This is a genomic window from Paenibacillus thalictri (assembly GCF_004307995.1).
GTDB lineage: Bacteria > Bacillota > Bacilli > Paenibacillales > NBRC-103111 > Paenibacillus_AF > Paenibacillus_AF thalictri.
Genome location: NZ_SIRE01000023.1, coordinates 56,016 through 70,661, shown reverse-complemented (window position 1 = coordinate 70,661; position 14,646 = coordinate 56,016). Strand labels below are relative to the sequence as shown.

General features: G+C 50.1%; 9 protein-coding genes and 1 pseudogene. 5 read left to right on the top strand and 5 right to left on the bottom strand.

Translation table 11 applies throughout. The annotated features are described in order from the left end of the window. Positions 1 to 76: 76 nt before the first annotated feature. The 3 genes from EYB31_RS28345 to EYB31_RS28335 all read right to left on the bottom strand — a co-directional run bounded on the left by EYB31_RS28345 (position 77) and on the right by EYB31_RS28335 (position 5,225). Positions 77 to 1,249, bottom strand: a complete 1,173-nt coding sequence (locus tag EYB31_RS28345) for a YHYH protein (RefSeq protein ID WP_131016843.1) — start codon at positions 1,247 to 1,249, stop codon at positions 77 to 79. A 37-nt stretch (positions 1,250 to 1,286) separates the two neighbouring features. Continuing rightward, positions 1,287 to 2,009 carry a stalk domain-containing protein gene (locus EYB31_RS28340; RefSeq protein WP_131016842.1) on the bottom strand — a complete coding sequence of 241 codons (723 nt, stop codon included), beginning with the start codon at positions 2,007 to 2,009 and terminating at the stop codon, positions 1,287 to 1,289. Between the two features lie 264 nt (positions 2,010 to 2,273). After that, a complete protein-coding gene (locus EYB31_RS28335) occupies positions 2,274 to 5,225 on the bottom strand; it encodes an ATP-binding protein (RefSeq protein ID WP_131016841.1) in 2,952 nt (983 codons plus the stop codon). A 211-nt stretch (positions 5,226 to 5,436) separates the two neighbouring features. Here EYB31_RS28335 and EYB31_RS28330 point away from each other — a divergent pair, with 211 nt between their 5' ends. Both EYB31_RS28330 and EYB31_RS28325 read left to right on the top strand, forming a co-directional pair. Continuing rightward, positions 5,437 to 6,006, top strand: coding sequence for an RNA polymerase sigma factor (locus EYB31_RS28330; protein WP_131016840.1), 570 nt, complete (start codon positions 5,437 to 5,439; stop codon positions 6,004 to 6,006). Further along, positions 5,987 to 8,323 (top strand): DUF4179 domain-containing protein, encoded by a 2,337-nt coding sequence (locus EYB31_RS28325; RefSeq protein WP_131016839.1) that lies wholly within the window; start codon positions 5,987 to 5,989, stop codon positions 8,321 to 8,323. Before EYB31_RS28330 ends, EYB31_RS28325 begins: the two co-directional genes overlap by 20 nt. Before the next feature lie 284 nt (positions 8,324 to 8,607). Here EYB31_RS28325 and EYB31_RS28320 read toward each other — a convergent pair whose 3' ends face one another. Further along, positions 8,608 to 8,931: a DoxX family protein gene (locus tag EYB31_RS28320; protein WP_240762963.1), complete on the bottom strand. Its 324-nt coding sequence runs from the start codon at positions 8,929 to 8,931 to the stop codon at positions 8,608 to 8,610. 96 nt (positions 8,932 to 9,027) lie between these two features. Between EYB31_RS28320 and EYB31_RS28315 the strand changes: the two are divergent. From EYB31_RS28315 to EYB31_RS28300, 3 genes and pseudogenes are all read left to right on the top strand, one after another. Then, positions 9,028 to 9,297 (top strand): annotated as a pseudogene (locus EYB31_RS28315) (winged helix-turn-helix transcriptional regulator); the annotation flags it as partial. Positions 9,298 to 9,639: 342 nt separating this feature from the next. Continuing rightward, positions 9,640 to 12,729 (top strand): S-layer homology domain-containing protein, encoded by a 3,090-nt coding sequence (locus EYB31_RS28305; protein ID WP_165452660.1) that lies wholly within the window; start codon positions 9,640 to 9,642, stop codon positions 12,727 to 12,729. Between the two features lie 225 nt (positions 12,730 to 12,954). Beyond that, a complete protein-coding gene (locus EYB31_RS28300) occupies positions 12,955 to 14,001 on the top strand; it encodes a DJ-1/PfpI family protein (RefSeq protein WP_131016836.1) in 1,047 nt (348 codons plus the stop codon). A 24-nt stretch (positions 14,002 to 14,025) separates the two neighbouring features. Here EYB31_RS28300 and EYB31_RS28295 read toward each other — a convergent pair whose 3' ends face one another. Then, positions 14,026 to 14,619 carry a TetR/AcrR family transcriptional regulator gene (locus EYB31_RS28295; RefSeq protein WP_131016835.1) on the bottom strand — a complete coding sequence of 198 codons (594 nt, stop codon included), beginning with the start codon at positions 14,617 to 14,619 and terminating at the stop codon, positions 14,026 to 14,028. Positions 14,620 to 14,646: the final 27 nt, after the last annotated feature.

Sequence of the window (14,646 nt, the reverse complement as noted above, 5' to 3'; positions counted from 1 at the left end):
GGCACCCCGCGGGTGCCTTTCATGGCGCAACAATGTATTCGGATCGTACCTTCGGACGAATGGCCGGAACAACCGGTTACTCCGCTTTCACCGGCGTCCCTTTATAACCTCCAAGTGTATATGGATACTCGTTTGTAACATGGTAATGATACATCTCTACTTTTTTTCCATCCCATTCGATGACATGAGTGTGGCCGTGCAATTCATCCAGGTCAGCGTTTGACAGCAGCTCGCCCGATTCTCCATACTTTCCGTAAATGCCGAATCCGTCCAGCGCATATCCGATCAGCGGAGAGTGCTGCCCTGTCGATACGTCGTCGATACAAGGCGACAGATTATGATAATGATACGTTTTGCTGCTTTCGGGATGCCCCGAGCATTTGTCCTGAATCTCATGTGCTGCCGCATCCCTGCCCATATCGTCAACGGCGTTGAAAATGACGCTTCCGGTAGTCATAATACCGATTGCCCCCATGGGGAGAGGCGACGGCTTGGCTGCAGCAGTCGGATTTGCCGGAAGAACGAGCCGGAAATTATGTTCGCCGATTGTGTTTGGATTTCTGTCGTAGTTGTATGCATCGTCATTGCGGGCAACCGGATAATTGCCTGTCGGATGATCCGGCAGCTTGTTGCCGGTGAAGATACGTTTGTCACCCTCGACTTTTATCGTCAATTCCGAGTTCCATAATACACTGCCGTCGACGATCGGTTTTTTTGTGCTGTCGTACGTCCCGTCACCATTAAACCAATCGGCGTTTGCTGTAGATCCGCCACCGTTAAATGTGCTTTTTGCTACGTAAACATAGCCGACTTTGGGGCCGTCCGTCGATACTTTGCCGTCACCGATGGGCAGTGCGGTTAGCGGCGGCGCATATGTAGGGGTTGTTCCTGCGCTGTTCGTCGAGCTGTGCGAATGGCTCCCGGAATCAATGTCGCTGCTTGCATGGCTGTGCTGCTCGCCGCCGATGATAATTGTTCGTGTTTCGTCCTCCCAGCCGATCTCGGTATTAAGGGCTTGCGCCAACGAACGAACCGGTAAATACGATACCCCGTCAATGACAACCGGGTAAATGGTTTCTCCGGAGGAGTCGGTTGGAGTCCATGCCGCTCCATGGATACCCAGATTGATATCCTTGGCTACGACAGCTGTAATTGTTTTTAAGGCGGCGGAAGCATCTTGCAAACTGGCGGTTGCTGCCACCAGCAGACTGATTCCGGCGACGGCCACCAGCTTCATATACTTTTTCAATATTCCATCTCCTCTCTATACGCTTATTAGGCGATCATTACCTTCCTTGCGGTCCACCCGGTCTGGGGGGCTGCTGGGAACCTTGATGCCCACCTTGTGCTGGGGGCTGCTGAGGGCCTTGCTGCCCGCCTTGAGCTGGGGGCTGCTGAGGGCCTTGCTGCCCGCCTTGAGCTGGGGGCTGTTGAGGGCCTTGCTGCCCGCCTTGAGCCGGGGGCTGCTGAGCACCTTGCTGTCCGCCTTGAGCCGGGGGCTGCTGAGCACCTTGCTGTCCGCCTTGAGCCGGGGGCTGTTGAGCACCTTGCTGCCCGCCTTGAGCCGGGGGCTGTTGAGCACCTTGCTGCCCGCCTTGAGCTGGAGTCTGCTGAGACGCTTGCTGCCCGCTTTGTCCCGGGGACTGCTGAGTGTCTGTTGTCTTGCCATTCTTGAATTCTTCGCCATTATAGCCGCTGCTGCTTTGTGAAGCTTTGTCACCAATCATAATGGTTCTGGTTTTGTCATCCCATCCTATTTCCGTATTTAGTGCCACCGCCAAGGCGCGGACCGGCAAGTAGGAAACGCCATTAATAATGACTGGATAAATAACGTTGCCGTTGGAATCCGTTGCTTGCCATTCCACTCCATTCAATCTCAGCTTGATATCGGAAGCAATCACCGCCGTCTCCGTATCCGCAACCGAATCCGCGCTCACGGAGAGAGCGGGGAGCAGCGTTATGGCGCTGACGATACCTGCCACGCCGATCCATTTCCATTTTTTACCCAAATGTTTCTCAACTCCTTAAACAAAATTTATAATTGCGCACGTGCATATCATAAATCGGCAATGTTTCAGATATATCTCAAAAAATATTAAATTTTGCGAGAAAATGTCGATGGAGCGCGAGGCATGTGTTCAGCCGGACGAGACGGACGCCTGGCGCTCCTCTAATTTTGCAAGAAAAAGGGTTACACCCCACACCGCACGTTGGCCGTCTTGATCGTCTCTCCGCTAACCCTCCTGGGAACCATCTCTGGTTCGTGGACGGATTCAATCCAGTTGGGGGAGCTCAAACAGGAAGGAGGTGCCATGCTCCGCGCTGCTCTCGATCCGCACCGTTCCCTTTAGCTGGTCCAGTGCTTCCCGAACCGCAGATAAGCCGATACCCCTTCCCGATAGCTCGCTGATCGTATTTCTGGTTGTAAACCGCTCGCGGAAAATAAGCATAAGCTGCTCTTCTGTAGTCATAGCGTTGAATTCGATTTCCGTACAAATTTCTTTGTCCAAGGCATGATTTTTAATTTCCATTAAATTCATCTCTCTGCCGTTATTCGAAAGACGGATTTGAATTTGCTGTTCGTTACCGCTCACCGCGCAACCAATCGTACCGCGCCGCTCCTTGCCCACGGAAGCCCGCTCTTCGGGCGTTTCTATGCCATGATCGATCATATTGCGAAATACATGAATTAAGGTTCGCGCAAATGCCGCATACCTGTCCGGATTGACAAGCATATCTCCCCCGATGATCCGGATCGGATAAATCTCCTTGCCTGTTCGCTCGGCCAGCTTCGCCGTATATTCCGGATACGTGTCGAGCAGTTCGCTGAACCGGCGATACTGCAATTTTTGCAACTCCATGATGATGATCCGGGCTTCCTGTTCGGGTAAAATCGTCTGCACCAGCCGCTCGAAATGCCGCAGTCTATCGAGCTCAATCGAAACCACCTCGTTTTCGCTATCGAAACGATCCCCCAATATATCACGCAATATGCGCAAATCTTTCTCCAACCACTCCAGCAGGCGGGCGTCTCCCAACCATTCCTTCAATGAGCAAGGGGTTAAGGACTTTGCCGTATAGTTAACCGCATCAATCCATCCTGTCAGCTGCGATTCAAGCCGGTGCAACCCCTCCGCCGTATTCATAAAATCGATCTGAGCAAAGTTGCCCTTGAAAGTGTGAACGATTCCGGATAATTCCGCCCACTTGATCTCTTCGGGTATTTCCCGGCAGAGCAGTTCATTTAACCCTTCCAGCGCAAATGTACGGAACTCCTCAACTATGTTCTTGAAGTCCCTGTAGTGCTTGGTGGCCCAAACGACCATCTGCAGCACCTGTTTCTCTTGGACCATCTGGGTTTCCAACTGAATGCGTGCGGTGATATCTGTGATAATAACCAAGACGCTTCCGCAAGATGCTTCAAGCCCCGGTATCCACTTATATTGCAGAGCCACCCGTTTGCCCAGCACTTCTGCTTCCTCAGTAAGGAGAGACAAGATCACATCACGCCGAAGTTCGTCCTCTTGAAAAACGGAATCAAGAATTTCCCCGCAGAGTGCCTGTTCGGCCGCATCGTTGGGATATAACAGATCCACATACCTAAGGCCGGAGATGTCCTTCTGGAACAACCGGTGGCACTCAATGCTGTACTCCGCTTGGACGATCAATTGCTCGTTAAAGGTGAGGAAACCTTGCCCGGCGTGGTCAAGCAGATTCTGGATTGCTTGGGTGCGCTCCTTGACCTTCCATTCAAGCGTTTGATTCCAACTGGCCAACTGCCGGTTGTAGTTGCGGGTTGCCCGATATACTTCGGCGTATCGTTTGAACGAGATGATGCCAAAGAAGAATGTGCTGAAGAGCAAAGAGTAGTCCAGACTATTGTTGAGCACTTGTATAAATTCGAGAGGCGCTATCTTCGCGAATTCCATGTTTCGCTCAATAAACAAGCGCAGCGGATAACCGATCATGTTGATGATCAAATATAAAGAGAATCCTGCAATGAACCATTTGGCGTCGTTGATGACCTGCTGCCTGCGGAACGATAAGGCAATTATCGTCAAGCACAATGTACATAGGAGAAAAAAGCCCATATTGGTAGCGGCGGCGATTCCCCCGCTGTATTTCTCGAATGTTACGGGACTAAGCAGCCTTACGATGGTTATAACGACACCGGCAGCAAGCAGGACCAGACCGGTACCGTGAATCAAGCTCTCGAAGACAGGTTTCAGAACATGAATAAAATATAAAATAGCCAGGTACAGCGTCACACCGTGCAGCAGATCTTCCGTATACATCCTAAGTGAATATATATCCCAGAAAAATACGAGACTTCTTAAGGAAAACAGCTGGTTGCAGCAAAGCGCTAACGAAAACAGCGCAAAATATAAATTGGCGGGAATGTCGCGATGAATAAAATACATAAGCAAACACACAAGTCCAATGATGAAAAAAATGAACAAGCTCAGTCCATTCAAAACATCCTCTTTAATCAGATCCAGCTTAAGCTCCGCTTGCGAACCATAAAGAACAGGGCCGATCTTACCGGCTATGACGCTGTCCCGTTGCGAATGGAGGCGGATAAACAGCGGTTTGTCCGGCGAATGCCCCTCCAGAGACAGAAAGACCGGTTTGTTCGGCAGGGAGGTCGTCTCCCCCTCCTGCATCTGGCCATATCGAAAAAGGAAATCGGAGCCGGAGTAAACTTCAAATTCGTATTGGGCGTTTTTGAACAACATATACGGGTCATTTTCAAGTTTGCCGGTAGGGCCAACAGGAATCATCGTCATGAACCAGGCGTATTCGGTAGCGACCTTCGGGCCCGGTGGCATCGGCATACGGTTCCAGTCCTTCATTGCTTCAGGTTTTGTCCAGGCAAACATACCGGCCTCATCCATCGGAGAGTCTCCCAGCCTGTATTGCATCAAGGGGAGACCGGATCCCTTCGGTGGGGGAGACGGCATGTCGACGGGTGGCTCGGTCATGAGGCCCTGGACACGAGGCCCCGGCGGCGGAGCATCCGGGGGAATGCCTGGGGGAGGCGTTGATTGCGCCCAAGCGGCGCAACCTGTCAGCCAGCATGCAAGCAGCGTCGCAACAAGGATGACCGCAATATACCTAATCCAAGCTTTCCCCGCCCAAACCGCCTGCAGCCCCCCGCGCACTTTACTTGTGCCGCGCCATCGCCGAATACTCGGCGAATGTTTTGCAATCGTTACGTTGGTCATAATAGTTCTCCTTAAAATTGCACGGATGTCATACCCCCATCATAATGAAGCAATGTTTTAGGAATATCTCAGCGTTATGTTCACGGCGTTGTTTGATGGTTTTTTTTGCATTTCAGAATTTTTTTGGCAAATAAGAAAGATTTCCAATTTAAATTCGTCATATTAAAAGAGAACTTGCTGCGCAGCAAATCTTTTTGACAGGAGGGCAGGTATGCAGGAAGACCAAGATATTGTAAAAGATGTCCTGGGAGGGGATAAGCAGGCTTTTGCCTTCGTCATTGATAAATACAAAGGACAGATTCTCGCTCTTCTGAGAAAAATGCTGGGGCCTTCGCCTGACCTGCAGGATATCGCCCAAGAAGTATTCATTCAAGCGTACAACCATTTAAAAGAATACAAAGCGGAGCACAGCTTTTCTGCCTGGATATACCGGATTGCGTCAAACCGGTGTATCGACGAGCTTCGCAAACGAAAACGTACGCCGATTGCCGTGAGCTTCGAGTTTGAAGCGGCTCATTGCGAGACCCCGGAGGCAAGTTATTTAGAGAAGGAGCGTAATTCGGCTCTCGAGAAATTGATCTGGGAATTAGACCCCGATCATCGCGTGGTCTTTATATTAAGGCACCAGCAATATTTGAGCTACCAAGAGATCGCGGAGCAGTTGTCGCTTCCGGTGAGTACCGTGCAAATGCGCCTTTACCGTGCCCGCTTGAAATTACGGAAAAGCTTGGTTACTTCAGGGGAAAAGGGGGGGTCCTTGTATGAATTGTATGAAGGCTAAAGGTCTGACTGCATACATGGAAGGCCGGCTTCCCCATCTGGAAAGCGTCGAGTTTGAGAAGCATGTACAAGACTGTCCGGATTGTCAGGAACAATTGGAGTTATGGATTAATCAGCATGAAGATTTTGATGATATGGGGCAAATGGAGCCGATAGACGAAGGGTTCACACAGCAAATACTGGATAAGCTCACCCCTTATCTGCCGGAAGAATCTGATTCTGCCGAACCTGCTGCCAAAGGACGTCGGCGTATTGATTGGAAAACTTGGAGAAAAAGGAGCCTGACGATTATGAAAATAACCACGGTTGCAGCAGTCGGATTGGCCGTAGTCATCTCATTAGGAACGTATGTATCTCCTACCTTTGCGGATTATGTGAAAAGCTTCTTTAATAGTACAGAAAAAATCGATCCCGGCATGAAAAACGCTTATAGGGAAGGCTTTGTAAAACCATTAGGCCTGAGTGTAACGGATCAGGGCATTACTTTGGAAGTGAAGGAAGTGTTGGCGGATACGTTGCGGATCGCCGTTATCTGCGAGGCTCTAGATCAGGACGGCCGCCCTATCGATCTAGAATCCTACAGGGACCTGCAATTTATTATTAAGGATACCTCGGGAAATCCGCTGATCGATCCAAGTATGGGGGGATGGCGCAACAGCAAGAAAGGCGAATACTTAATGGTAGAGCGGGAACTGACCGAGTCGATTAAAGATGAGCAGACGCTGCCTGATGAAGTGACCGTGGAGCTCAGCTGGACTAAGATTGGCGATACGTCAGGGAACTGGGTAGTGGATGTCCCGATTGATATGGTCAAAGCCAAAGAAGCTACGAAAACGATAAATATTAATAAGAAATATACTACACCGCAAGGGCTTATGATCGATTTGAAAAGAATGGATCTGGCGCCGAGCTTGACGCTTCTCTCACTGGGAACCGGTTTAGAACCTGAAGCATACCGGAAGAAGAAAGAGATTATTGCCGCTAACGGATTAAAGGAGGAGCTTAAGCAAGGCGAGCCCCGCCTGCCCTTCCTGCTTGGATATAAAATTCAAGAGTACAGGCTCGCATACGAACTGCTTGATCAACAGGGAGCGGTAGTTGCAGCTTGGGATGAAATTAACGATAAAAGCTTAAGCATTCAAAAAAATATGATTCCTAACGGAATGAACGGTCTTGGCGATGAAGCCGGTATGAAATGGTGGCATTCGTTTGTACCGTTTACGGAAAGGCCGGAGCAGCTTAAGTTTAAGTTGTACGCCGTTTATTCAAACGAGCTTGCCGACTTCAGCATGAAGCTGAATTTAGCCGATTTAAACAGCGACAAGGTGGAGGCGGAAAACAACGGCAACAAACTAACGTTTAGCGGTTTTTATTCGAAAGAGGGCGAGAAGGGGGTTGTTTTGGAGGGGGCGCCAGTCACAGGTAAAAGCGGCGTCATTTCCGTTCAAGGCGAGCTGGCCAAGGGCACGGTTGGTCTTGATGTGTGGAAAGCCGTGGACGAGAACGGTCAAGAATACGATGTTAGGTTTGAAAAAAAATCGGCCATGGATGAAAACGGTAAGGTCACCTTCCAAGGAAATCTGATTATCGATCAACCGCTGCAGCAGCCGAAAGAATTGACGATATCGTATCATATTGCTGAAATACAGCACCGCGACGTCGATTGGGAAGTGCCTATTTATTTAAATCCGTCTGCAGCGGATGTAACGGATGTAACTGTCGATGATGACGCGAAGGAACAGGATAAGGACACCAAAGAGACGCAGACAGCTGTGAAGCCGCAACCGGAACCAGAGAAGAATTCGGAGCCGGAGCAGCAGCAGCCGGTACAGCCGAAGCCGGAGCCTGAGAAACAAGCAGCGCCGCAATCGCAGACACCGGCGAAACCGGAGCCGGAATCGAAACCGCCCGTAAAAACGCAGACGGAGCAGCCTGCGAAGTCGGAGCCGGAACCGCAGCAGCCGGCGAATTCGCAAACAGAATCGAAGCCCGAGGCTAAGCCTGTGAATGCTGAAGATGAAGCGGCCAAAAAGGCCTTTAATATAGCCGTTAATTTTGAAACGCGGTATATAAGCATTAAAGATTTGAAGAAAAGATATGATATTGATTTTATCGTTCATAATGCGAAGAAAGACAAGTATGGTGTATACGAAAGGGCTTTCTACGATTTGAAAAACCAACAGGTCCTGTATGTCGTGAAGTTCGTCGATAACGAACCGAGAACGATGTTTGCATCGGAAAGTCTCTCTTTTATTGAATTAAGTGATGGCCTATACGTCGGTCTAGAGTCTTTAAAGAAACTAGGTATCGTAAAATAGTTGCTCTGATGTGCCTTGTATCAGGACCTGCAACTAGTTAAAGCGACTGGAACAGCACCCCGTGTTCCATCGCCGCGGGGGAACAGTAAAAGAGAAAGATAAGTGAGATGCGGGTTAGAGGGACTGTGGCAGCTGCCGGCGAGCAGGCTGCAGCAGCCCTCTTTGTTGCGCTTTTTCCCACTATAACTGTTTAATAGGCACACATCGTTCGCAAAGACCTTTGTTAAGCATTTGGCGGGTATATCTTTCTATAACCATAGTCCAATATTTTGTTTATTCAATACTTACAATCGACCTATTGCAATGAATACGGCCAACGCCAAAAAGACGATGTTTACGCCAATTTCCCGGTATTCATGCCGCTTAACATGGAATACAGCTCCGCAAAAAACGACTACCGCAAGAGCGGTGGCGGCAAGCGGGGTCAGCACAGGCGCAATATCCAGCGCTTGAGGGAAAATTAGCCCGAGAGCCCCCAGCAATTCCATGATCCCGATAAAGGCAACAAAACCTTTTGGAACATCATGCACCCAAGGCCAGGAGACCTTGGCTTTGTCTTGCAGGAACACCTTCATCCATCCGGAAAATATGAACCCTAATGCCAGCATTCCTTGCACAATCCATAACGTCACATTCATGACTTGTCGGCTCCTTTTTCTGTTCATCTGCGGTACTCAGGTTTATAATATTTTGTAGGCTTCCTAACGATGAGATTCAGCGAACTACAGCGGACGATTCCGAACATTACCAAAAAGATGCTCACCCAGTAATTAAGAGAATTAGAGTATCACGATATTATTCATCGTAAGGTGTATCAGCAAGTCCCGCCTAAAGTGGAATATTCCATTACGGCATATGGCCAGCGAATGACCCCTCTATTGCAGGCGATGAATGATTGGGGAGTGGCGCACATTGCCCATTTAGACGAGTTGTATGGGGAGGAGCGGGCAGAGGAATCGCCGGAACGCAGCTGAAGTTCATGTGCCTGACCCCTATTACACCGGCAATTTTCAAGAGGTTTATGAAATGATCGACGAAGCCAGCGACCGGCTGCTGGCGTATATTCGCAGTAATGAGCGGATTTGAGTAAGGTAAGTATACGGACTAGGAAAGGCATACAGTGCATTTGAGGCTGTACGCCTTTTTTTCGTTTCATAGACTGCCAATATGCTTCGATGCCGTCATACTTGCATGACGGGAGATCCTTGCATGTTCAGAAAATGTTGAGAGGCATTTTTATACAATAGCAAGGGACAAGGAAGATGGAGAGCGACTCATCCTCAGATGAAATCGGAGAGAAAATGGAGGTAACACAAATGTCTTTTAAAACCAAATTACTGAAATGCGTAACATTGGCAGTTGTTGCACTGACCATCGCAGCATCCCTGTTTACGGGAACTGTGAGCGCTGTAACGGGAGCAACCGGTGCGGTGGTTACAGCAGGAACGACATTTACTCGAGGCCAAGACGTAGACTTTAACGTCGATCTGGCCAACTTGAACCTGCTCGATTCGACGGGCTTCAAGTCGGCTACGATCGACGTCAAGATTCCCTCGATCTATTTTGAAGTGACTCCTTTTGTCACTAACAGCAGTCCAAATGTGTACACCTATAATAACGGTACATGGAGCCGGGGACCTTTACTCACCGACACGTCCAAGTATACGTACACATCTTTCACGGCTTATGTAGGTAATGAATATACCGATATTATGTTTACGGTTACCGCAAGCTCGGGCAATTTGATTCCCACCGGGAATATCCGGCTTATCACGGTTCCAGTGAGGGTTAAAGCGAACGCGCCTACGAATAATCTCCCTTACGGGGCATTCGCTTGGGTTGATGGTGCTACCTTAATAGGCTCGAATAATACCAGCTATGGTGATATGGATAACGCTATTGCCAACGTGACAGCAACTTTTACCATAACAAACGGACCGCTTAGCAGTACATTAACCCCGGCGACCGCTTCGTTCGATAAATATACTCCGGCGAATGCAACAACCAGCATTGCCCTGAACGGCAATACGTTAAGCGACATCACGCTAAATGGAACCAGCATCGGCCAGACCAATTATACCTTTGATAGCATTGCCAATACGGTAACGATCAAAAAGGAGTATTTGTCTACCTTGGGGCTTGGCGATCAAACGTTTACGTTTGATATGAACGCGGGAACGGATCCGACGTTCAAGGTGACGATCAGCGATACAACGCCGGTGGTGAACGCAGCGGCGCCGACGATTGACACGCAGCCAGCGGATTTGACCGTGTATGCAGAGGAGCCTGCCCATCTGCAGGTAGCGGCAACGATAAGCGATGCCGGGGCGCTCAGCTATCAGTGGTATAGCAATACGTCGAACAGCAACAGCGGCGGCACGTTGATTAACGGTGCAACAAACGCTGCCTTTGATGCGCCGTCAACGGTGGTCGGGGCTACATATTATTATGCAGAAGTAACCAACACAAACAGCTTGGTTAACGGCAGCCAAACAGCTCATACGACAAGCCGTGCAGCCAAAGTAACGGTAAATATCCCAAATCCGCCTTCTAGCCCCCAAAACCTGACGGCCGGGTACGGGAATCGTGAAGTTTTATTGAACTGGGGAACCGTAACAGGAGCGACCTATTATCAGGTATACATGACAACAGTCTCCGGACAGTATGGCGCCGAACCGTCGGCCACAGTGACGAATGCCGCCTACACCGTGCAAGGACTGAATAATGGGACACCTTACTACTTTATCGTGAAAGCCGGCAACTTGGGCGGTATAAGCGCGGGATCCAATGAAGCAGGAGCAACTCCCGTTACCGTACCTTCGATACCGACAAACGTCTCTGCAGTGGCTGGTATTGGACAAGCTTTCGTTTCATTTACAGCTCCCGACGATAACGGGGGGACCCCGATCACCGGATATGAAGTGACGTCTTCGCCGGGAGATGTGACCGTAACCGGTACGGCCAGCCCGGTGACAGTTACAGGCTTGATGCCGCTAACCAGCTATACCTTTACGGTGAAGGCGATTAACGGCGAAGGAAAAAGTCCGGCCTCCGCCAGCACCGAAGCTGTAATAACGAGATTATCATCCAGCAGCAGTTCTTCTTCCGGCACCTCACCGTCAGCAGGCACAGCATCAACGGATACAACCAGTCAAGGCGCGGAGATACTGGTTAACGGCAAGATGGAGAGTGCAGGCCAAGTTTCGACAGAAACCATAAACGGTCAAAGCGTTACAACCGTAGTGATCGATCAAACGAAGCTGGAAAGCACACTTGCTGCGGAAGGCATGGATGCTGTTGTTACGATTCCTGTAAAATCGAATTCGAATGTCGTGATTGGCGAATTAAATGGAGAAGCTGTAAAAAGCATGGAAGCCAGCCAAGCTGTTCTGGAAATTAAAACCGACTCGGCCACCTACAAAATTCCGGCCCAGCAGTTCAACATTGACGCTCTGCGGAACCAGATCGGCAATTCGATAGCGTTGCAAGACCTCAAAATCCAGATCGAAATTGCACAGCCGTCAGCGGATACGGTAAAGCGGGTTGAAACGGCAGCGTCTCAAGGGGCATTCACACTTGTCGTTCCGCCGATCAATTTTACGGTGACCGGTACGTATGGAGATCAAAAAGTAGAAATAACCCAGTTTAATGCCTATGTCGAACGCACCATCACCTTACCGGAGGACATTGATCCGAGCAAAATCACCACCGGGGTCGTTGTCGATCCTGACGGGACTACTCGCCATGTGCCGACCAAGGTCGTATTTAAGGACGGCAAATACGTTGCCGTTATTAACAGCTTGACCAACAGCACGTACTCTGTCGTCTATCATCCGCTTACATTCGGGGATACGGCGGATCACTGGGCGAAAGCAGCCATTAGCGATATGGGTTCGCGTATGGTCATTGACGGTACCGGAAACGGTCTGTTTAGTCCGGAGAAACATATTACCCGAGCTGAGTTTGCCGCTATGATGGTACGCGGTCTGGGACTCAAACTGGAAAACGGCACCTCGTCGTTCTCTGATGTGAAGGCCGGTGACTGGTACAGCGGCGTAATCCACACCGCTTATACAAATCATCTTATCAGCGGTTTTGAAGACGGGTCGTTCAGGCCCGGCGAGAGCATCACCCGGGAACAAGCGATGGTGATTATCGCCAAAGCAATGAATATCACGGGACTCAAGAGTAAGCTTCCTGCCAAAACGCAACAACTCTCGTTAAGTCCATACGAAGACGCACTGTCTGCTGCCGAGTGGGCGCAAGCCGGCATCGCTGACAGCTTGGAGGCAGGTATTGTCGGAGGAAGAAGCGATAAGCAGCTTGCGCCTAAAGCGCTGGTCACGCGAGCTGAAGTTGCCGCCATGGTTCAACGCCTGCTGCAAAAGTCTGACCTCATTCAATAGGTTACGCAAATGAAATAGGAGCCGAGTTCCGATTGTCGTCAGACAGCGGGGCCCGGCTCTTTGTACGTTTGTCGGCATGAATTGCTCAGGTCTGCCTTGAAATGAAACTCCATTTTATAAAGTTCATAAGAAGATCACATTCTGTGGATTTACATACGGCAATGGTTTGAAGTACTATAAAAGAGACCGAACCGTACGGTCTCAAAAATGACAGGAGGTAATTTTATGCTGGTTCAAATCGTTTTGTTTGATGGATTTGATCTGCTTGATGCTATAGCGCCATTCGAGGTCTTTTGTGCCGCTGAAACTTATTCCGGAGGAGCCATACGCGCCGAGCTCGTATCAGCTGAGGGAGAGCGTCTTGTTCCCAGTGGAACTAACGGTGTTCCAATCTGCGCTAGCGGGGGGATCGACTCTGAACGCGCCAAAATCATCCTTGTTCCCGGGGCATCGGGAGTAGTTGCAGGGGACGGGCCGGATTCCGTGCCGTTCTTGCTGCAGAAGGCATCGGAGACAACATTGATCCAAAGGGTAGGGGAAGCGTTCGGAAAGCCGGATGTTATTGTCGCTACCGTATGCGGCGGATCGCTTCTATTGGCCATGGGCGGCTTATTGGAAGGCCGGTATGCTGTCACTCATCATCTGGGAATGGAAGTACTGGGGGCGACCGGCGCAGTACCGGTTGCCGCGCGTGTGGTCGAAGACGGCAACTTCATCTCGGGAGGCGGCGTAACGTCGGGACTGGATGTGGCATTATATCTGGTAGAGCGGGAGTTAGGTCCGCAAATTTCACATGCAGTGGAGAAGCTTTTTGAATATGAACGTCGCGGAACTGTGTGGCAGCGGCGGGGCATTGTCCCCGTACCGGAGGGGCCGCAATTTTCGGGCGAAACGGAGCTTTCGTCTGCATCTGAACGGCTCATCCAAGCCCCCTCGGCAACCGGCAATTACGCCGGGGTTCATACCCATGAGTCGGTTTTTCAAGGGGTATGGGAAGTAACCATCTCCACGCCGATCGGCAAGATGCTTGTCACCTTGAATATTTCGGCGTTCAATGGCACGATTAGCGGTACAGCCAAGCAAGGCCAAGAGACGTCCCATTTCATCGATCCTGTGGTAAATGGAGGCATACTCAGCTGGTCTCAGCGCATCACTAAACCAATGCATTTGAATCTAAAGTTCGAGGTGTCGGTTGAAGGCAATCGAATGAACGGAACGGCTAAGGCCGGTCTGTTACCTGCATCCAAGCTAATGGGTGAGCGGATATCTTAAGTCCGGAGCCGGCAGGTTGAATGGCTAGCTCGTTTTATAGGATAATAGCAGACGTTCAATATGCTGTTTGGCATAGGCAACATGTTTGTTGTCGCGGGTCAATCTGCTGGTCATGATGCCGCCTTCTATTGAGGAGAAAATAAAAGAAGCGACGGATTCCGTATCCATATCCGGTTGAAATTCCCGCGCAGCAATCCCTTGCTGCAGAATACCTTGGATAAAAGCAAGCATTTGCTCGTATGCGGCAAGAGCGTGATCCCTCAGCACGGGAAACGAGTGGTCGCTCTCCACCGCCGTATTCAAGAAAGGGCAGCCGCCGCTCATCGGAGGACTGTGAACGGTGTCGCTGTATACGTCGCACATCGCCAGCAGCTTGTCGCTTGCCGTCGTCACGCCTTCTGTCGCCGCGGAGAAATGACTCCAAAGGACCTCCCCCGCGTACTTGAACGCTTCGATAGCAATATCGTCTTTGCTGGAGAAACTGCGATATAGGCCGCCTTTGGTCAGGCCGGTGGCGTCCATGATATCCTGCATCGTAGTTGCGGCATAACCTTTTTGATTAAACAGCTCCGCGGATTTCATGATGATGTGAGTTTTCGTTTTTTCTCCCTTGCGCATGGTCTGAATCCTTTCTGGTGAAGCTTA